At 74.9% G+C, this 19,837-nt stretch carries 17 protein-coding genes; 8 read left to right on the top strand and 9 right to left on the bottom strand.

Going from position 1 to position 19,837, the window contains the following annotated elements; translation table 11 throughout:
* The first annotated feature begins 267 nt into the window (after window positions 1-267).
* Window positions 268-909, top strand: coding sequence for a suppressor of fused domain protein (locus tag ACZ51D_RS05275; RefSeq protein ID WP_465661264.1), 642 nt, complete (start codon window positions 268-270; stop codon window positions 907-909).
* Between the two features lie 113 nt (window positions 910-1,022).
* Here the strand turns inward: ACZ51D_RS05275 and ACZ51D_RS05270 are convergent, their stop codons facing one another.
* The 5 genes from ACZ51D_RS05270 to ACZ51D_RS05250 form a co-directional block, all read right to left on the bottom strand.
* Window positions 1,023-1,883 (bottom strand): PHP domain-containing protein, encoded by an 861-nt coding sequence (locus tag ACZ51D_RS05270; RefSeq protein ID WP_360499990.1) that lies wholly within the window; start codon window positions 1,881-1,883, stop codon window positions 1,023-1,025.
* Window positions 1,884-1,997: 114 nt separating this feature from the next.
* Window positions 1,998-2,636 (bottom strand): DUF6758 family protein, encoded by a 639-nt coding sequence (locus ACZ51D_RS05265; protein ID WP_360499991.1) that lies wholly within the window; start codon window positions 2,634-2,636, stop codon window positions 1,998-2,000.
* 306 nt (window positions 2,637-2,942) lie between these two features.
* Window positions 2,943-3,101 carry a hypothetical protein gene (locus ACZ51D_RS05260; protein WP_360500108.1) on the bottom strand — a complete coding sequence of 53 codons (159 nt, stop codon included), beginning with the start codon at window positions 3,099-3,101 and terminating at the stop codon, window positions 2,943-2,945.
* 424 nt (window positions 3,102-3,525) lie between these two features.
* A complete protein-coding gene (locus tag ACZ51D_RS05255) occupies window positions 3,526-4,401 on the bottom strand; it encodes an alpha/beta fold hydrolase (protein WP_465661262.1) in 876 nt (291 codons plus the stop codon).
* 244 nt (window positions 4,402-4,645) lie between these two features.
* A complete protein-coding gene (locus ACZ51D_RS05250; protein WP_465661261.1) occupies window positions 4,646-6,673 on the bottom strand; it encodes a DEAD/DEAH box helicase in 2,028 nt (675 codons plus the stop codon).
* A 707-nt stretch (window positions 6,674-7,380) separates the two neighbouring features.
* Here ACZ51D_RS05250 and ACZ51D_RS05245 point away from each other — a divergent pair.
* Window positions 7,381-8,109, top strand: a complete 729-nt coding sequence (locus ACZ51D_RS05245; protein ID WP_360499997.1) for a ferritin-like fold-containing protein — start codon at window positions 7,381-7,383, stop codon at window positions 8,107-8,109.
* 17 nt (window positions 8,110-8,126) lie between these two features.
* Here ACZ51D_RS05245 and ACZ51D_RS05240 read toward each other — a convergent pair whose 3' ends face one another.
* The 3 genes from ACZ51D_RS05240 to ACZ51D_RS05230 form a co-directional block, all read right to left on the bottom strand.
* A complete protein-coding gene (locus ACZ51D_RS05240; RefSeq protein WP_465617459.1) occupies window positions 8,127-8,453 on the bottom strand; it encodes a hypothetical protein in 327 nt (108 codons plus the stop codon).
* Window positions 8,454-8,590: 137 nt separating this feature from the next.
* Complete coding sequence (locus ACZ51D_RS05235) at window positions 8,591-8,818, bottom strand: DUF3107 domain-containing protein (RefSeq protein WP_360500003.1); 228 nt, start codon at window positions 8,816-8,818, stop codon at window positions 8,591-8,593.
* A gap of 131 nt (window positions 8,819-8,949) precedes the next feature.
* Entirely contained in the window at window positions 8,950-9,609 is a 660-nt protein-coding gene (locus tag ACZ51D_RS05230; protein WP_360500006.1) for a TetR/AcrR family transcriptional regulator, read from the bottom strand.
* Window positions 9,610-9,828: 219 nt separating this feature from the next.
* On the opposite strand from ACZ51D_RS05230, the gene ACZ51D_RS05225 reads away from it, so the two are divergent.
* From ACZ51D_RS05225 to moeZ, 5 genes are all read left to right on the top strand, one after another.
* Complete coding sequence (locus ACZ51D_RS05225; RefSeq protein WP_465661259.1) at window positions 9,829-10,731, top strand: alpha/beta fold hydrolase; 903 nt, start codon at window positions 9,829-9,831, stop codon at window positions 10,729-10,731.
* Between the two features lie 467 nt (window positions 10,732-11,198).
* Window positions 11,199-12,824: a DUF3492 domain-containing protein gene (locus ACZ51D_RS05220; protein ID WP_465661257.1), complete on the top strand. Its 1,626-nt coding sequence runs from the start codon at window positions 11,199-11,201 to the stop codon at window positions 12,822-12,824.
* Window positions 12,824-13,915, top strand: coding sequence for a hypothetical protein (locus tag ACZ51D_RS05215; protein WP_465617466.1), 1,092 nt, complete (start codon window positions 12,824-12,826; stop codon window positions 13,913-13,915). Before ACZ51D_RS05220 ends, ACZ51D_RS05215 begins: the two co-directional genes overlap by 1 nt.
* A gap of 120 nt (window positions 13,916-14,035) precedes the next feature.
* On the top strand, window positions 14,036-15,043 hold the full coding sequence (locus ACZ51D_RS05210) for an NAD-dependent epimerase/dehydratase family protein (protein WP_465661256.1): 1,008 nt from the start codon (window positions 14,036-14,038) through the stop codon (window positions 15,041-15,043).
* Window positions 15,044-15,273: 230 nt separating this feature from the next.
* Window positions 15,274-16,452, top strand: a complete 1,179-nt coding sequence (gene moeZ / locus ACZ51D_RS05205; RefSeq protein WP_360500020.1) for an adenylyltransferase/sulfurtransferase MoeZ — start codon at window positions 15,274-15,276, stop codon at window positions 16,450-16,452.
* 91 nt (window positions 16,453-16,543) lie between these two features.
* On the opposite strand, the gene ACZ51D_RS05200 is transcribed toward moeZ, so the two are convergent.
* Window positions 16,544-19,318, bottom strand: a complete 2,775-nt coding sequence (locus ACZ51D_RS05200) for a flippase-like domain-containing protein (protein ID WP_465661254.1) — start codon at window positions 19,316-19,318, stop codon at window positions 16,544-16,546.
* 134 nt (window positions 19,319-19,452) lie between these two features.
* Between ACZ51D_RS05200 and ACZ51D_RS05195 the strand changes: the two genes are divergently transcribed.
* On the top strand, window positions 19,453-19,830 hold the full coding sequence (locus tag ACZ51D_RS05195; protein WP_396287766.1) for an MGMT family protein: 378 nt from the start codon (window positions 19,453-19,455) through the stop codon (window positions 19,828-19,830).
* Window positions 19,831-19,837: the final 7 nt, after the last annotated feature.

Genomic DNA, 19,837 nt, shown 5'->3' with positions numbered 1-19,837 from the left:
CAGCCGGTTGGGCCTGCGGGGCGCGGGGTACGGGGAAGTCGGGGCCGGGCAGAGCTGCCGGTACTGCATGGTCGGCCGGTATCCACCGCAACCACCTCCTCGCGCCGCCGCCCCGGGACGGAAGAATCCCGGTGGCCAGTCGCTCACCCTAACATCTGACCGGCCATCGGCGACGAGGGGTTCCCAAGGCTTTACGGGTCCTTGACGAGCCGCCCTCCGAGCCGCCCGCACGCGGACCGCGCGCCCCAGCGGGTTACGCTCACCGGCATGGCCCACGACTTCCCGCTCTTCGGCGATCCCCACGGCGGCAGCTCCCCGGAGCTCTCCCGGGAGGCGGTGCTGGCCGCCGTCGAGGCCCGGCTGATCGCCACCTTCGGCGAGCCGAGCGGCCGCGCCGCGGTCACCTTCCTCGGCACCGACCGGATCGAGGTGCTGCGCTTCAGCCCCGACGCCGAGGGCCTGGTGCGGTACGCGACGCTCGGGATGGCCGCCGCGCCGATGGCCGACCCCACCTCGCCGGTCGCCGACCAGGTGCGCGGCCCGCGCGTCGAACTGGTGCTGACCGTCCGTGGCGGGCACGACAGCGTGCTGCGCAGCCTCGCCACCTTCGCCGCGACGCCGCAGGTCGAGGGCCTGGTGGTGGCCCCGGGTGGCTCGCTGGACCTCGGCAACCCGCTCTGGGACGGCGCGCCCTTCACCTCGGTGCTGGCCGCCGAGCCGGGCGGCCTGGTCGAGGACCTGGAACTGGCCGAACCGGCCGAGCCGGTCCGCTTCCTGCCGCTGCTGCCGATGACGCCCAACGAGGCGGGCTGGAAGCGGGTGCACGGCGCGGCCGCGCTCCAGGAGCGCTGGCTGAACCAGGGCACCGACCTGCGCGACCCGGACCGCCGAGGCGTCCGGCTGGACTGACGGCCCGGCCGACGGCTGCTGACGGCCGTTCAGGAGGCCCTTGAGCAGGGGGCGCGGGTCGCGCCCGTACGCCCTCGCCGCGCCCGGCGTGCCGGAGCGCGCGCCGCGTACCCTCAGCGCTCGATCGGCTTCGCGCCGGTTGCCTGCGCCAGCAGCGCCTCGTACACCGCCGGGTCGGTGGTGTGCTCGCCGAGCCGGACGGTCTTGCGGGTGCCGTGGTAGTCGCTGGAGCCGGTGACCAGCAGGCCGAGCTCGCCGGCCAGGCCGCGCAGCCGGGCCCTGGTCTCCTCGTCGTGGTCCGTGTGGTCGACCTCCAGGGCGGCCAGCCCGGCCGCCGCGAGGCCGGCGATCACCCCGTCCGAGACGGTCCGGCCGCGCTTGACCGCGCCCGGGTGGGCGAAGACCGGCACCCCGCCGGCCGCCCGGACCAGCCGGACCGCCTCGACCGGGTCGGTCTCGTGCTTGCGGACGTCCGCCCGGCCGCCGTTGGCCAGCCACTCGGGGGTGAAGGCGTCCGAGACGGTGGCCACCACGCCCGCCTCGACCAGCGCGCTGGCGATGTGCGGCCGCCCGACCGAGCCGGCTCCCGCGATCCGCTGCACCTGCTCCCAGCTGATGTCCGCGCCGAGCTCCCGGCACCGCTCGACGATCGCCCGCCCGCGCCGGAACCGGTCGGTGCGCACCAGCTCCCGCTCGCGCGCGAACTCCGGCTCCTCGGGGTCGAACAGGTACGCCAGCAGGTGCATGCTGATGCCGTCCACGACGCAGGACAGCTCCGCGCCCGGGACGACGGTCAGCCGGGCGCCGTCGGGCAGCGCGTGCACCGCCTCGGCGGCCTCGGCGTGGCCGGCCACGGTGTCGTGGTCGGTGAGCGCCACGACGTCGAGGCCCGCGGCGACGGCCGCCGCGACCAGTTCGGCCGGGCTGTCGGTGCCGTCGGAGGCGTTGCTGTGGGCGTGCAGGTCGATGCGCACGGGTCGGGCTCCTGGAGGCTCGTGGGTGCCGCCCAGGATAGGCCCGTCGGTCGGGCGAGGGGCAGGCCGTCCGGACGAGGGGAAGGCCGTCGTTCGGGCGAGCCCGGGCGTGGGTCAGCCGAGCAGGTGGGGGGAGAGGGCGCCGCAGGGCAGCAGGTCGAGCTCGGCGCCGGCCTCGCGCAGGTCGGTGAGCACCAGCTCGTCGTACATCACCAGCGCGGACTGCTCGGGCCAGGCGATCGCCCAGAGCCAGAGCCCGCGGGCCTCGCCGACGAACACCGCGCGGTCGGCCGGGGCGTCCGGGACGTGGAACATCGGAGTGGGGCGCCCGGCGGCCATCAGCTTGGCGTCGGCGGGCTTGTAGAGGCCGACGGAATCGCCCGGGTCCGGCCCCGGGAGCCCGGCGTACCGGGCGCCGACCCCGACGCCCGGCTCCTCGGCGACCAGCACCAGCTCGCCGAAGCCGCCGAGCGGCGCCGGGCCGGAGCAGGCGACGGCGGTGGCACGGGCACCCGAGACGTCGTCGCCGACGTGGGCGATGCCGGTGTAGAGCCAGCCGACCGGGAGCGGCCAGGGCAGCCAGACGGGGACCTGCGAACGGGCGACGGCGACGCCGAGGGCCTCGACACTCGGGGGCAGCACCGGCTGCATCGGGTGCACCGCTCCGTGCCGGTCGCACTGCCAGGTGTCTGAGAACAGGCCGGGGGCGCGGACCCGACCGGCGCACCTCGGGCAGCTAGGCTCGCCCCTCATAGCCGTCAACGCTCCTCCCTCCGGACCGCCGCGTCAAGGACGATCACCCGTACGGAGGGCTCGGCGGCACCTGTCGGTAGCAGACGCCCGGCCGCCGTTGGGTGGGCGCGGCGCGGACGGTTCCCGTTGGGGCATGTCCCGTCACGGGCGGCGGCAAACGTCCGGCGTCCGGACCCGGACGCACTGACGCCCCGTCATCGGCGATCGCGGTGACGGGGCGTCAGTCGGGTATCGGAACGTCCGGATCGGACGCTCCCGGCTCGTCTGCGGCGGGTGAGGGCTCCCGGTGGGAGTCGCCGCGCGGGGTCAGACGGTCGGGCACGGCCGGATGAGCAGGCGTTCGCCGGTAAGGGCGGCGGCCTCCACATGCTCGCGCACGGTGGCGGCGTCGGCGATCAGACGGTCGGTGGCGGAGCCGTTGGCGTCGTCCAGTCGGACGATCTCGAAGCGCATGGTCTTCGTCATGGGCGTCTCCTTTCCTTGCCCCGTCGGGCGGGGCGCTCGCGGCTGAGTGGGTATCAGCCCTTTCGGGATTCGGTGGGTCCGGCGAAGCGGCCGGACCGGGCGCGTCGTACGTGCGGCGGTCTGCTGCGGCAAGGGCTCCCCCTGCTTGCCTGGTGCGTCCAGTGCCTCGTGAACCACGGTGTCGTGGCCGTGCTACCGGGCCGTTGCCCGTCCGTAAAGTCCAGGTTTCGGGTGATGTGCTTCGGCGTCGAGGCCGACGATGATTCCCGGACAGAATCAAAGATTACCGTAACTAACGAATTTTGTCCTGCATCGAAGCCGGTCGAAGCTCCGGAAGTGGTAGAGACCACTTCCGGAAGGTGCGGCTTGACGAGGGCGGGTCAGGCCCGGAACGGGCGCCGGTCAGGTCGGGAACGGGCGCCGGTCAGGCCCAGAACGCGGTCAGTGCCTCGGCGGTCGCGGCCGGCTGCTCGGCGTTGGGGGAGTGGCCCGCGTCCGCGACCACCACCCGTCGGGCACCCAGGCGCTCGGCCATCCGGCTCTGCTCCGGAACCGGCCAGGCGTAGTCCCGCACCCCGGACAGCACCAGCACCGGTAGCCCGGCGGTGGCGGCGGCCAGCTCGTCCACCCGGTCCGGCGCGGCGACCAGATGGCCGCCGGTGACGGACAGCGCCCGCGGCACATTGGCCACCCAGCGGCGGTGCAGGAACTCCGCGACAGCCGGATCCCGGCTCGGCAGCGGCTGACCGCTGTCCGCCTCCATCTGCCGCATGACCTGCCAGATCTCCTCCAGGCCCATCACCTGCAGCGCGTCCAGCAGCAGCTTGGTGCGGGCCGCCTCGGCCGGGTCGATCGCGCCCGGCCCGGTGGACATCAGGGTCAGCGACCGCCACGGCAGCGCGCCGTGCGCGGCGGCGGCGAGCACCGCCTCGCGCACCACCTGGCCGCCGAAGGAATGCCCCAGCAGGTGCAGCGGCCCGCCGTCCGCCGCCAGCACCTCGGTGAGCGCCCGTACGTCCGCGCCCAACTCGCCGACGGCGTACGCCTCCGGGTCGTCCGGGCCGCCGGTCTCGTACTGCCCGCGCTGGTCCACGGCGGTCACCCGGTACCCGGCCGCCGCCAGCGGCTCGAGCAGCCCGATGAAGTCCTCCTTGCTGCCCGTGAACCCCGGCACCAGCAGTGCCGAACCCCGCACCGCCCCGTCCGGCTCCGCCCGCAACGCCGCGAACTCCCCACGCCCGGTCACCACCCGCTCGGCCCGCGCACATCCGGGCAACCTCAGAAACGGCGGCGTGCTCATGGCGTGGTCTCCCTGCTCTCCTGGCGGCGACTCCCCGGACGACCCCGAGCTTAGGCCGTACACGCAGCCGCCCGTCGCCCACCGCTGCGCCGACACGGCGCGGGGGACCGGGGGCGGATGTCGGGCGGTGGGGGTGCCCCTGGGGGGATCCGGGTGCGGCCGGGCGGGGCAGGCGCCGGGAACGCCCGAGGGGGCGGGCCGGGCCGGGTGGCCTGGCTCGCCCCCTCGGGGGATGCGCTGCGGGTCAGCTCTCCGGGGTCGCCTCGACGGTCGCGGCGGCCTTGCGGGCGCGGGTGCGCTTGCGCGGGGCCGGGACCTCGGCGGCGGCCTCGGCGGCCGGGGCCTCCGGGGCGGTCTCGGCGGTGGCCGCGGCCTTGCGGGCGCGGGTCCGCGTACGGGGGGCCGGCTTCTCCTCGGCCGGGGCCTCGGTGGCGACCGCCTCGACGGCGACCTCGACGGCCTCCGCCTTCGGCTTGCGCGTCCGGGTCCGGGTGGCGGGCTTCTCCGCCACCGGCGCCTCGGCGGCGGCCGCCTCGACGGCCTCGGCCTTCGGCTTGCGGGTGCGCGTGCGGGTGGCGGGCTTCTCTGCCACCGGGGCCTCGGTGACGGCCGCCTCGACGACGGCCTCGACGGCCTCCGCCTTCGGCTTGCGCGTCCGGGTGCGGGTCCGGGCGGCGGGCTTCTCCTCCGCCGGAGCCTCGACGGCCGGAGCGGCCTCGACCACCGGAGCCGCGGCCACCGGGGCCTCGACCGCGGGGGCCTCGACGACCGGAGCCGCCTCGACCGCGACCACGGCCTCGCCGGCGCCGGCACCGCGCGAGCGGCGGCGGCGACGGCGCGGCGCGGCCTCGCCCTCGGTGCCCTCGACGGCCGGGGCCGGAGCCGCCGTGGCGGCCTCGGTCACGGCGGCGGTGGCGTTGCCCTCGGAGCCGACCGTCGAGCCCCCGCGGGTGCGGCGGCGCTCACGGGTGCGGCGCGGCTTCTGCTCCTCGGTCTCGGCCGGGGCGGCGGCCGGACGGCCCGAGCCGCCCTGCCCGTCGCGACCGCGGCCGGAACGGCCGGAACGGCTGCCGCGTCCACCGGTCTCGCCGAGGTCCTCGACCTCCTCCGCGTTGAGCCCCGCCCGGGTCCGCTCCGAGCGCGGCAGGACACCCTTGGTGCCCGGCGCGATCTTCAGCAGCTCGAACAGGTGCGGCGAGGTGGAGTAGGTCTCCTCCGGGTCGTTGAACGACAGGTCCAGCGCCTTGTTGATCAGCTGCCAGCGCGGGATGTCGTCCCAGTCGACCAGGGTGACGGCGGTGCCGGAGGCGCCGGCCCGGCCGGTGCGGCCGATCCGGTGCAGGTAGGTCTTCTCGTCCTCGGGGCACTGGTAGTTGATGACGTGCGTGACGCCCTCGACGTCGATGCCGCGGGCGGCGACGTCGGTGCAGACCAGCACGTCCACCTTGCCGTTGCGGAAGGCCCGCAGGGCCTGCTCGCGGGCGCCCTGGCCGAGGTCGCCGTGGACCGCGCCGGCCGCGAAGCCGCGCTGGGTCAGCTGGTCGGAGACGTCGGCGGCGGTGCGCTTGGTGCGGCAGAAGATCATCGCCAGCCCGCGGCCGTCGGCCTGCAGGATGCGCGAGACCATCTCGACCTTGTCCAGCGAGTGCGCACGGAAGATGTGCTGCTCGGTGTTGGCGACGGTGGTGCCGGTGTCGTCCGGGGCGGTGGCCCGGATGTGGGTCGGCTGGCTCATGTACCGGCGGGCGAGGCTGATGACCTGGCCCGGCATGGTGGCCGAGAACAGCAGGGTCTGCCGCTTGGCCGGCAGCATGTTGATGATCTTCTCGACGTCCGGCAGGAAGCCGAGGTCGAGCATCTCGTCGGCCTCGTCCAGGACCAGCGAGCGGACCTTGGACAGGTTCATCTTCTTCTGCCCGGCCAGGTCGAGCAGTCGGCCCGGGGTGCCGACCACGATGTCGACGCCCTTGGTGAGCGCCTCGACCTGCGGCTCGTAGGCCCGGCCGCCGTAGACGGCGAGCACGCGCACGTTGCGCACCTTGCCGGCGGTCTGCAGGTCGTTGGTGACCTGGGTGCAGAGCTCGCGGGTCGGGACGACGATCAGCGCCTGCGGGAAGTCGGTGAGCTGCTCCTCGGTGGCCCGGCCGGCGTCCACGTCGGCGCGCACGACGACCCGCTCGATGAGCGGGAGGCCGAAGCCGAGGGTCTTGCCGGTACCGGTCTTGGCCTGGCCGATGACATCGTGGCCGGTCATCGCGACCGGGAGGGTCATCTCCTGGATCGGGAACGGGTGGACGATGCCGACGGCCTCGAGTGCCTCAGCGGTCTCCGGGAGGATTCCCAGGTCGCGGAAGGTCGTCTTGATGGGTTCAGCGGTGGTGGACAGGGTGCTGCCTCTTCCGTGTGGAGGGGCCGAGAGCGAGCGGCGGGCGGGCAGCCGCGCGGCTGTGTACGGGCCTGAGCGGCCCCGAGTACAGCTGAGCGGACGCACAACCGCGCCGGTCCCTGCGGCCGGCCGGTGCGCGCTGCCCTGATACGGGGCGCGTCGCCGGCGGCGTCGGGGAGGATTCCCGTGAGGGACCTGCGCGGGACCTTCGCCAGAGGGCGTGGTCTCGGCGGCCCTCGCTCGGCCACTGATGCGGTGCCAAGGCTTGAAGTCCAAGCCATGGTCGGAGCCGATCGGCTCTCCGACCGGGCATCCGCGTACGTGAGTCCCCGTACTTCCGGTGCGGACACGTCCGGCTGGACGGTGCCGCTTCGAAGCGGGCTTGCGCGGGTACCGAGACGGCGGTGACACCGTGCGAACACGACGGGGCTCCGTACCACCATACAGTCAGGCGACGACTCGAACACGTGACGCGGGTGACATTGCCCCCGGCGACCGGCGCGTGAGCAGGCGATCCGGCCGGTCACCCGGGTGTGGAGGGCGGTGGGCAGCCGCGCGCGCGGGACTCGCGCACGGGACTAAGGTGGCAGGTCATGGAGACCCATGGTGAGACGCAGGACACCACGGCCGGCTCGATCGGCGACTGGGCCGCGTGCTCGGCCGACCCCGGCTACCGGGCGGCGGTGCTGGATCTGCTCGGCGCGCTCGCGTACGGCGAGCTGAGCGCCTTCGAGCGGCTCGCCGAGGACGCCAAGCTGGCGCCGGACCTCGCCGACAAGGCGGCCCTGGCCCGGATGGCTTCCGCCGAGTTCCAGCACTACCAGCGCCTGCACGACCGGCTCGCCGAGATCGGCGCCGACCCGCAGGAGGCGATGCGGCCGTTCGTCGAGCCGCTGGAGCTGTTCCACCGGATGACGGCGCCCTCGGACTGGCTGGAGGGCCTGGTCAAGGCCTACGTCGGCGACGCCATCGCGACCGACTTCTACCGCGAGGTGGCCGTCCGGCTGGACGACGACACCCGTGACCTGGTGCTCGGCGTCATGTCCGACACCGGCCACGCCCAGTTCGCCGTCGACAAGGTGCGCGAGGCGATCGAGGCCGACCCGCGGGCCGGCGGCCGGCTCGCGCTGTGGGGCCGGCGGCTGATGGGCGAGGCGCTCAGCCAGGCCCAGCGGGTGGTCGCCGAGCGTGACGCGCTGTCGAACCTGCTGGTCGGCGGCGTCCGGGTGCAGGGCTTCGACCTGGTCGAGGTCGGCAAGATGTTCAACCGGATCACCGAGGCGCACACCAAGCGGATGGCCGCCCTGGGCCTGGCCAGCTGACCGACCGCCGTCACGCCCTACGCCGGCCGGTGCCGCCGCGGCGCGCGGTGGGTGCCGGCCCGGTGCGGGTGGTGCCGGTGCGCCGGGGCCCGCCCGGCCGCCAGGTCCGGCCGGGCCAGCAGCGAGGTGAGCACGCCGGAGGCCAGGGCCGAGGCCGCCACCGACACCGCCGGGTAGCGCCCGTCCAGGCAGAAGTGCGCCACCACGCCGCCGACCAGCGCCGCCGCCAGTGCGGTGCCGAGCGTCAGCGCGCGGGAGGCCCGGAAGTACGAGGGCAGGGCCAGCAGCGCGGCGCCGCCCGTGACCAGGCCGACGAGGGCGAAGGCGATCGACTCGACCAGCAAGACTGCCTCCCGGGGGACGGGCGTGCGGCACCGGCGCCGCTCCTGTCGCCGTACCCCGCCCCACCCGGCCGTACACGCAGCGGTGCCCCGTTCCCTGGTGGGAACGGGGCACCGGAACAACTGCTCGGGCGGGCGCCTCAGAGGGTGCCGAAGCCGACCTTGCGGACGGCCTGCTCGCCGATCTCCACGTACGCCAGGCGCTCGGCCGGGACGATGACGCGGCGGCCGTGCTCGTCGGTCAGCGCCAGGAGCTTCTCCGGGCCCTCCAGCGCCTTCGCGACCGCGCTCTGGACCTCATCGGCAGTCTGCGAGCTCTCGATCACGATCTCACGAGGCGCGTTCTGCACGCCGATCTTGACCTCCACGGCTTCCGTCCCTCCGGGGTTGCAGCCTCCACGCGCGGGCACCTGACCGCCTGGAACAGGCGTTCGCGGCGGCCGCGCCGTACGGCTTCACCATAGAGCACGCGATCACCGCCCAGGCGAAGGTCGGCGGATCACCCCTGGTGGGCACCTTCGCCGGGCTGCTCGCCCGGGTGCATCGGGAAGCCCTTCAGGCCGCGCCAGGACAGGCTGGCGACCAGCCGCACCGCCTCGTCGCGCGGGATCTCCAGGCCCTGCGAGAGCCAGTACCGGGCGGTGATCTGGGCCAGGCCGCAGACCCCGGCGGCGAGCAGCTTGGACTCCGCCTCGGGCAGGTCGGTGTCCTCCTGGATCACCTTGCTGACCAGCGTCGCGCTCGCCTCGGAGGCCCGCTCGACCCGCTCGCGCACGGCCGGTTCGTTGGTCAGGTCCGACTCGAAGACCAGCCGGAAGGCACCCGACTCGCTGGAGACGTAGTTGAAGTACGCCTCCATGGTGTTGGCGACGCGCTGCTTGTTGTCGTTGGTCGTCGACAGTGCCTCGCGGGTGGACTCGACCAGGGCGTCGCAGTGCTTGTCCAGCAGTGCCAGGTAGAGCTCGAGCTTCCCGGGGAAGTGCTGGTAGAGCACCGGCTTGCTCACCCCGGCGCGGTCGGCGATGTCGTCCATGGCGGCCGAGTGGTAGCCGTGCGCGACGAACACCTCCTGGGCGGCACCGAGCAGTTGTTCACGGCGGGCGCTTCGCGGCAGGCGGGCACCGCGCGGGCGCTCCTGCGCCTCCTGGATGGCCGTCACGGCGCTCCTCACTTCGGTCTGTTCGGGGCTGGCAAGATGGCCGATTCTACTTTTCGGTAACCGCGCCCGCGTTCGGCGAAGGCGAGAAAAGCTGGTCGGTCTGGTTGTCAGGAGCCCACAATACGGCGCTGACCTCGGCCTCGGCAGTGGTGTGACGAGGGAATGGAACGGCCGGACCACCCCGGGATCCTCGGCCCGGTCTCACTACCATCGTCCAGCATGAGCAGCGCTGAGCAGCAGGTACGTACGGTCGAGGTCCCCGGTGCGGTGCTCGCGGTGCACCGCGCCGCCGCCGACGGCGCCGCCGACGGGCGCGAGCCCGGCCTCTTCGTGCACGGGCTCGGCGGCTCGGCCGCCAACTGGACGGCCCTGATGGACCGGCTCGCCGGCCTGGTCGACGGCGAGGCCGTGGACCTGCCCGGCTTCGGCCGCTCCCACCCGCCCACCGACGGCAACCTCACCGTCTCCGGCCACGTCCGCGCGGTGATCGGCTACCTGGAGGCCGCCGACCGCGGCCCGGTCCACCTGTTCGGCAACTCCCTCGGCGGCGCGGTCGCCGTCCGCCTCGCCGCGATCCGCCCCGACCTGGTGCGCAGCCTCACCCTGGTCTCGCCCGCCCTGCCCGAGCTGCCCCCGCAGCGCTCCGCGTGGCCGACCGGCCTGCTCGCGGTCCCCGGGGTGCCCGCGCTGCTGAGCCGGTTGGCCGCGAACGGGCGCGACGCCGAGGCCGCCACCGAGGACCTGCTGCGACTGGTCTACGGCGACCCCGGCAGCCTGAGCCCGGCCGCCCGGGCCGAGGCGGTCGCCGAGTACCGCCGACGGCTGGAGGTGCCGCACGCGATGCGGGCGCTGATCGGCTCGGCCCGCGGCATCGTCTCGGCGTACACCGAGCGCGGCGACCAGGCGCTGTGGCGGCAGGTCGAGCAGGTCGCGGCGCCGGTGCTGCTGGTGTACGGGCTGCGCGACAAGCTGGTCGCCTACCGTTCGGCCCGCCGCGCCTGCGCGGCCTTCGCGGACGCCCGGCTGCTGGTACTGCCGGAGTCGGGTCACGTGGCGATGATGGAGCACCCCGACGAGGTCGCCCGCGCCGTACGGGAGCTGATCGCGCACGCCGCGCGCTGAGCGGGCCGAGCCCGCCGGGCGCGGATATCACGGGCGGGCGCGCATACCGCCCGGTAACGGCCCGGTTCGGGCCGAGGTCACGGCGTTTCACTCGTTCAGGTGGCAGCCAGGCATGTGACCGATGGATTGCCCGGGGCCGGTCCTACCTTTCTGCTGTCGGACCGAACAGGTGTGGGGGAGTCGCGGCCGCCGGAGAAACCGGAGGGCGGCCTAGGCCGGGGGGCCCGGCGGGTCGGGCCCGACCGTCGGAGCGGGCGGGGCCCGGGGGAACGGAACGCGGCACGGCCGCGACCGGGCCCTCGGACCGCCGCACGGGGCGCCGCGGCGCCGGTCCGGCCGGCCGACTCCCGTCCCCGGCCGTCCCCGCTGCCGCGCGGGGGCGCCCCCGGCCACCGTTCGGGCCGCTCGGCCGTCCGTCGATCCGTCCGTGATCCGCCCTCGAATCCGCACTGTCCTGGAGGTCTCCCGTGCGCGTTGCCCTGCTCACCGAGGGTGCCCGTCAGAATCCCCAGCGTGGCGCCGGAGGCTGGTGCGACCGGCTGGCCGAGGGCCTGCCGGAGCACGAGTTCGAGCTGTACCTGCTGACCGGGCCGGAGGAGCCGGGCAGCCTCGGGCGGCTGTCGCCCGCCTGGCGCGGCGTCCGCGACCTGGCGCTGTGGGGGCGCGGGCCGGGCGGGCGGGCGCCGGGCGCGCTGCGCAGACGCCGGTACGCCGGGGCGTACGAGGAACTGCTGCGGGCGCTGGTCCTGCCGGGGGAGCGGCCCGGCTTCGGGTCCGGGCTGTACCGGCTGGCGGCACTGGCCCGGGAGGACGGCGCGCTGCCCGCCTTCCTGGCCTCCGGGCACGCCCGCCGGATCCTGGAGCGGACCTGGCGGCTGCCCGGCGCGGACACCTCGGCCGGGCAGCCGCTGGTGCGCGACGTGCTGGTCGCGGCCGACCTGCTGGAGCAGTGCCTGCGGCCGCTGTCCGCGCCCTGGTACGGCACCGGCCCCGGCGGCCTCGGCGCGGCCGACCTGTGCCACGTGGTCGGCGGTGGGCTCGCCGCGCTGCCCGCCCTGGTGGCCCGGCACCTGCACGGGGTGCCGTTCGTGGTCACCGAGCACGGCCTGCACCTGCGCGAGCAGTACCTCGGCTACGAGGCGCCGTACCTCCGGCCGGTGCGGGCACTGCTGCTGTCCTTCTCCCGCGCGCTCGCCGAGGAGACCTACCGGCAGGCGGCCGTGCTGACCCCCGGCAGCGCCCACGACCAGCACTGGCAGCACCACTGCGGGGCCGACCCGGCGCGCACCCGGGTGGTGTACGAGGGGACGCCGGCCGTGGACCGCCCGGCCGCCGGGCCGGAGCCGACCGCGCCGACCCTGGTGTGGGCGGGCACGCTGGAACCCGGCCGGGACCCGGAACTGGCGCTGCACGCCTTCGCCCGGGTCCGCGCCGAGCTGCCCGGCGCCCGGCTGGTGCTGTACGGCGAGGAGGCGGCGCCCGGCTACCGGGCGCACTGCGCGGCGCTGGCCGAGCGGCTGGGGGTGGCCCCGGCGGTGGACTTCGCGGGGCGGCCCGGGACGCTCGCCGAGGCCTGGGCGGCCGGCACGGTGCTCGTCTTCTCGGCGCTGTCCCAGCGCGGCCCCCGGCTGCTCGTGGACGCCATGCTCAGCGGCCGGGCGGTGGTGTCCACCGATGTCGGGGTGGCCCGTGAGGTGGTCGGGCCGACCGGGCTGCTGGTGCCCGCCCGCGACCCGCGCGCCCTGGCCGGCGCCTGCCTGGCGCTGCTGCGCGACGAGGAGCGGCGGGCCCGGCTGGGGCTGGCCGGGCGGCTGCGGGCGCAGGAACGCTTCGCCGTCGAGCCGGTGACCGGCGCGTTCCGGGAGATCTACCTGGAGCTGGTCTCGCAGTACCCGGCCTTCCCCGGCGGCGGGGGCGGCGGCGAGGGCGGCCCGGCGCCGCGCCCGTTCGCCCGCCCCGCCGAGTACTGGCTCGCGGACGGCCGGGGAGGCGCTCCCGGGGACGAGGACTCCGGCGCCCGGGAGCCCGGCGCCCGGCAGGCCACCGCCCGGGAAGCCGCCCCGGAGTCGGCCGTGCTCGCGGAGGCCGTCTGATGTCCGGCCGCGCGGCGCTCGGCGGCAGCGCGGACCCGGTGCGCGAGGTGATGGCGGAGCACCGGGAGCTGTGCGAGCGCGCCGTCGACCCGCTGGAGATCGCCGCCGGGCTGGAGGAGGCCGGGCTCGGTCCGGACGCCGCCGCCCGCTGTCGGCACGCCGACCTGTTCTCGCTCGCCGAGGAGCTGTACGCCCGGGTGCCCCGCCGCCCGCCGGATCCCGGCCCGGCCCGGCCGCGACGGCGGCGCGGCGCCGACGCCCGGGCGGCGCTGACCGCCGCCGCGCTGGCCGCGCTGCCCTGCGCGGGGGTGGCCGCGTTCGGCGCCCGCTGGCCGGTGCTGCTGCCCGCCGCCGTACCGCTGGTACTGCTGCCCGTGCTGACCGCGCCGCCGCGGGACGAGCCCGGCCCGCCGCTCGCCCTGCCGCTGTGCCCGGCCGACGCCCTCGGGCCGGCTCCGCTGCCGCGGCGGCCCACCGGCTCCGGCCGGCGCCCGGCCGCGCTCGGGTACGGGCTGGGGCTGGCCGCGCTGCTGCTGCTCCCGCTGGCCGCACCGGGCGGGGACCGGCCGACGGCCGCCGCGCTGGTGCTGGCGGCGGCGGTGTCGGCCGGGTCGGCGGAGTGGGCGGCCCGCTGGTACCGGCAGGTCGGCCGCGGCCACCTCGGCGTGGCGGGCACCCTGGCCGAGTTCCGGTCCCGGATGCGGCCGGTGCTGCCGGTCGCGGTCGCCCTGCACCTGGTGGTGCTCTCGGCGCTGACCTTCGTCGCGCTGGCCGTGCCGGCCGTCCTCGCGTCGCACCCGGGACCGGGCCGTGGCGGGCTGCTGCACCTGGCGGCCGGGCGGGCCGGCCCGGTGCCGTGGGCGGCGCAGGGCGTGCTGGGCCTGCTGCTGGTGCTGTCCGCGCTGCTGGCGCGTTGCGGCCGGCCGACGGCCGCCGCGGTGGGGACCTCGGCCGGGGCCGCCGCGACGCTCGGGCTGCTCGCGCTGGGCCGCTCCCTGCCGTGGGCCCTCCTGCTCGGCGGCGGTGCTGTCGCGGCGGCGCTGCTGGCGTACGCCGGGGTGGTGCTCGGCCGGGCCGGCTCGCACCGCTGATCCGCCCGGGGATCGCCGATCCCCGATCTCGTTCGCCGATCGCCGATCCGTGTTTCGTCCGTTCGTTGATTTCAGTCCGCCAGGTCGTCCTCGACCTCGCTTCGTGGAAGGACACCCCCGATGAGGGTGCTGCTGCTGGGCGCCGACGGTTTCATCGGCCGCCGGGTCACCGACCGTCTGCTGATGGACCAGGAGTTGCAGGTGACGGTGCTCGGCCGGCGCGACTCGGCCGACATCCGCTTCGACCTGACCACCGGGAGCCCGGGTGCGCTGGCCCGCTTCCTGGACGCGGTCGCGCCGCAAGTGGTGATCAACTGTGCGGGCGCCACCTATGGCAGCTCGCGCACCCTGATCCGGTCGAACACGCTGGCCGTCGCGACGGTCTGCGAGGCGATCCGGCGCAGCCGGGAGCCGGCCCGGCTGGTGCACGTCGGCTCGGCCGCCGAGTACGGGCCGGTGCCCGGCGGAGTGCCGGTCTCCGAGCAGGCCGAGCCGCGGCCGGTCGGCCCGTACGGGGTGTCCAAGCTGGCCGGGACGGAGCTGGTGCTGGCCTCCGGGCTGGACGCGGCGGTGCTGCGGGTGTTCGACGTGGTGGGGCCGGGGGCGCCGACCGCCTCGCTGTTCGGGCGGCTGGCCGAGGGCCTGCGGCGGGCGCTGGAGCGGGACGAGAACCAGGTGCGGATGCCGGACCTGTCCGGATACCGGGATTTCGTGGACGTCCGGGACGTCGCGCGGGCCATCCGGTCGGCCGCGGTGTCGGCCGCCACCGGGGTGATCAACATCGGCAGCGGGCACGCGGTCCGGGCCCGGGACGCGGCCCAGCTGCTGGTCCGGGCCTCGGGCTTCGAGGGGGCGATCGTCGAGGAGAACCGGCAGGTCCTGCTGCCCGCGCAGGCCGTCGGGTCGGGCGGCGACCACCTGCCCGGCCAGCACCACCCGGCCGGGCACCATCTCCCGGGGCACCGGGTGGAGGGTCAGCGGCCGGAGGGCCGGGCGGTGTCGGGCGAGCCGGTGCCGTGGCGGCAGGCGGACGTGCGCACCGCCAGGGACCGTCTCGGATGGCGGACTCAGGTGCCGCTGGAGGAGTCGCTGGGGGACGTCTGGCTGGAGACGGCCTGTCGGGTCTGAGCGTGCTCCGCAGGTGTCCCGGGCCCGTGAAACGCTGGCTCGGGGCGCCTGCGGGGGCCCGGGCGGCCGGTCCCACGATCCGGCGCCGCCCGTCTCGCCCATCGGACGGGCTGTCTCGGAATACCGGTCGGGCATGACACTGTTGGCCTAGGAGCCACCCGAGTGGCGGAGCAACAACCCCACACCGCGGCTGGCCCTGGCCACCCGAACAGACATCCATCGGAGTCCCCGTGTCGTTGCCACCCCTGGTCGAGCCGGCCGACGAGCTCACCGTCGATGAGGTCCGCCGGTACTCCCGCCACCTGATCATCCCCGACGTGGGCATGGCCGGGCAGAAGCGGCTGAAGAACGCCAAGGTGCTGTGCGTCGGCGCCGGCGGCCTCGGCTCGCCCGCGCTGCTGTACCTGGCCGCGGCCGGTGTCGGCACGCTGGGGATCGTCGAGTTCGACGTGGTGGACGAGTCGAACCTGCAGCGGCAGGTCATCCACGGCCAGTCGGACGTCGGGCGCTCCAAGGCGGAGTCGGCGCGCGACTCGGTCAAGGAGATCAACCCCTACGTCGACGTGGTGCTGCACGAGGAGCGCCTCGACAACTCCAACGTCATGGAGATCTTCTCCGGCTACGACCTGATCGTGGACGGCACCGACAACTTCGCCACCCGCTACCTGGTGAACGACGCCGCGGTGCTGCTCGGCAAGCCGTACGTGTGGGGCTCGATCTACCGCTTCGACGGCCAGGCCAGCGTCTTCTGGGCCGAGCACGGCCCCTGCTACCGCTGCCTGTACCCGGAGGCCCCGCCGCCGGGCATGGTCCCCTCCTGCGCCGAGGGCGGCGTGCTGGGCGTGCTGTGCGCGTCCATCGGCTCGATCCAGGTCAACGAGGCGATCAAGCTGCTGGCCGGCATCGGCGAGCCGCTGCTCGGCCGGCTGATGATCTACGACGCCCTCGAGATGAACTACCGCCAGGTGAAGGTCCGCAAGGACCCGAACTGCGCGGTCTGCGGTGAGAACCCGACGGTCACCGAGCTGATCGACTACGAGGCCTTCTGCGGCGTCGTGTCGGAGGAGGCGCAGGCCGCCGCCGCCGGTTCGACCGTCACCTCGCACCAGCTGAAGCAGTGGCAGGACGACAAGGAGGACATCTACCTCATCGACGTCCGTGAGCCCGGTGAGTACGAGATCGTCAACATCCCCGGTGCGGTGCTGATCCCGAAGAACGAGTTCCTGATGGGCGACGCGCTGGAGAAGCTGCCGCAGGACCGGAAGATCGTGCTGCACTGCAAGTCGGGCGTGCGCTCGGCCGAGGTGCTGGCCGTGGTGAAGGCCGCGGGCTTCGCCAACGCCGTCCACCTGGGCGGCGGCGTGCTCGGCTGGGTGAACCAGATCGAGCCGCACAAGCCGGTCTACTAGAGCGTGTCGACCGGCGCGTGTCGACCGGCGCGCGCTGACGACGGAGGGCCTCGCCGATCGGCGAGGCCCTCCGTCATATGCCGGGGACGGCTCAGAGCGCGCTCCTGCGCTGCAGCACGTTGTAGGCGATCCAGCCCGGCAGGACCGGCAGCCAGAACGTGAGCGCCCGGTAGAGGAAGACCGCCGGGGTGGCGACCGAGGGGGACACGTCCGCGACGGTCAGGGCGCCGATCAGGGCGACCTCGACCGGGCCGATGCCGCCCGGGGTGGGGATCGCCGAGCCGGCCGCGTTGGCGGTCAGGAAGACCACCGCGACCGCCGAGAAGCTGATGTCGCCGCCGAAGGCCTGCACCGAGAAGTCCAGGCAGGCGGTGAAGGAGAGGGTCAGCAGCAGGATGCCGCCGAAGCCGGTGACCAGCTTGCTCGGCGTCTGCATCAGGTCGAGCATCCGCGGCACCACACCGAAGAACAGCGAGCGCAGCCGGCCCAGCACGAACCGGCGCAGCGGCGCGACGGCGGCCACCACCAGGGCGAGCACGGCGGCGGTCAGCACGCCGATGATCACCGCGCGGGAGGCGGAGAGGTCGCCGTTGGTCTGGCTGCCGGTGATCAGGCCGAAGCTGAACAGCAGCAGCAGGTGCCCGGCCAGGCCCGCCAGCTGGGAGGCGCCGACCGAGGCCACCGCCTGGCCGGGGCGGATGCCGGCCTTCTGCAGGTAACGGGTGTTGAGCGCGATGCCGCCGATCGCGGCGGGGGCGACCAGCTTGACGAAGGAGCCGGCCAGCTGGGCGGCGACGGTGCGCCGGAACGGCAGCCGCTCGGGGACGAAGCCGGTCAGGCTCATCGCGGCGGCGACGTAGCTGAAGGCGGCCGCGACCAGGGCGGCCGCGGCCCAGGCCCAGTTCATCTGGGAGAGCTTGAGCTGGGCCGGCTTGATGGTGGTCAGGGCCAGGTAGGCGGCGAAGGTGAGCGCGATCACCATGATCAGGCTCTTCGGCTTCAGCCGTTCCAGCTTGGCCGGCTCCATCGGCGCCTCGGGGGCGATCTGCAGGATCTGGCCGCGGATGCGGCTCAGCAGGTCCTCGCCGGCGACCGCGATGTCCTCCTCGGCCTGCTCCTGGGTGCGCTCGCCGGCCGCGACCTGCTCCAGCGCCTTGGCCCGGGCGGTGGCTTTGCGCTCCTTGCTGAGCTTCGCGAGGTCGACCCTGGTGGAGCGGCTCATCCCGACGGGTTGGAGCAGCGGAAGCGCCTGGGCGACCCGCTCGGCGCCGAGCACCGCGTTGGCGGTGGCGACGGCCCGCTCCGGGCCGATCCGCAGCGCGAAGGTGGTGAGCAGCTGGGCGACGTCGATGCGCAGGGTCAGGTCGGTGGCGGCGATGTCGCCGCCGGAGAGGTTGACCAGGCAGGCGGTCCGCTCGTCCACCACCAGCAGGGACTCGCCGGTCAGCCGGCGGTGGGCGATCCGGCGCTCGTGCAGGGCGGCCACCGACTGCCAGATCGAGGCCATCACCGGGTCGGTGACCTCGTCGTCGGCCAGCTCGTCGAGGATGCGGCCCTCGATGTTCTCGTACACCAGGATCGCGGCGTCCGGGCCGAGCTCGGAGGTGGCGACCAGCTGCGGCGCGCGGGCGCCCGAGGCGGCCGCCGCGTACGCGATCAGGGCCTCCTGCTCCAGCGCCTGGCGCAGCGACTGCGGGCTGCGGCGCACCGCGACCGAGCGCAGCCGCAGCCGCCGCCAGGCCCGGTAGAAGAAGCCGGAGGCCTGCTGCTCGCGGTCGATGATGTGGACGTCCAGGGGCGGGCCGCCCTGCTGGGTGACGTAGTAGCGGCGGGTGCCGCCGGGGGCGTCGGGGGCGCGGAGGGCGCCGTCCGGGGTGAAGCCGACCTTGCGCAGGCCGATCATCATGTGCTGACCGGTGGGCCGGATGTTCGGGGAGCCGATCGCGTACAGCGTGCCGTAGGCGACGGACCAGCCGATCAGCACGGTGAGCATCAGCGACAGCGGGGTGGTGTAGCCGCCGAGGAGCTCGGTGACGCCGCTGAAGACGACCACCACCCAGAGGGCGACCCGCCAGCGTGGTCTGCTCGACATGCCGACGGCGGTCATGTAGGCGATCACCGGGGCGAGGTAGCCGTGCACCGGGTCGGTGAGGGTGCCGTTGCTGTCCATCGGCAGCCGGGTCAGCGCGTCGCGGATGTGCTCGGAGGCGCCCTCGGCCACCCACCAGTCGATGCCGAGCGAGACGCCGTACGCGAGCACCGAGGCCAGCACGCCGTCGGCGACCCGCAGGCCGTCGCGTTTGATCAGCCGCTCGACGGCGAAGGCCAGCGGCACGGCGAGCACCGCGACGCTGGAGATCAGGCCGGTGATGGTGGAGAGCACCGCGGAGAAGTGCGGCGCGTTGGTGGCGATGTCCTGCTCGATGCCGGTGGTGGTCGAGGTGGCGATGCCGGCCAGCACGAAGACGGCGACTATCCCGAAGACGCCGACCAGGAAGCGGATCAGGTCGGACGGGCGGTGCGCGCGGGCGGCGAGCAGCGGCTCGTCGACGTCCAGGTGGGGGGCGTCCTCCGGCGGGTCCTGGTCGTCGGGCTGCGCCGGCTGCTCGGGCTGCCAGGGCTGCTCGGGCTGCCAGGGCTGCTCGGGCTGTTCGTGCTCTTCGGGTTGGCGCTGCTCGGGCGGTTCGCGCTGCTCGGGGGCCTTCGCGGGCGCGGGGGTCTTGATCGTCGGGTCCTTGATCAGGGAGACTTCCGGCGTCGGCCCCGGTTCGGGCCGGCCTTCGGTCCCGCCGCCGGGCGCCGGGGGCACGGCGGCAGCGGACTCGTCGGAGTCCTTGTCCACGCCCACGTCAGCCGTCCCGGTCATCTGGTCTTGTCCTCGTATCACCACTCACCGCCCCGAAGATGGTGGCATGCCCCGACCCCCCGTGCTGGACAGGGGGCGGATCGGGCGCGGCGTCCCGTTCGCCCGGGACCGGGGGTGCGCCCCTGTAAGGAAGAATGCCGCAGGTGACGGACGTAACAGACGACGGCCTTCCGGACGCCCTACCGCCCTTCGCCGAACTGGTGCTCGACCTGACCGAGCGGATTCCACCCGGCAGGGTGATGACCTACGGCGACGTCGCCGAGTACCTCGGCCAGGGCGGGCCGAGGCAGGTCGGCCGGGTGATGGCCCTGTACGGCGGCTCGGTGCCCTGGTGGCGGGTGATCCGCGCGGACGGCCGCTTCCTGCCCGGGCACGAGCAGCGCGCCCTCACCCACTACGGCGAGGAGGGCACCCCGCTGCGCGAGCTCGCCGACCCGCCCCGGGTCGACCTCCGGCGGGCCCGCTGGGACGGCCGGGAGATTTCCCCGAACTCCCCGCACGGACGGGATTGACGGGGGA

The organism is Kitasatospora sp. NPDC033851 (assembly GCF_055576085.1).
The sequence above is the reverse complement of the archived record's forward strand: the minus strand, read 5'-3'. Positions and strand labels throughout refer to the sequence as shown.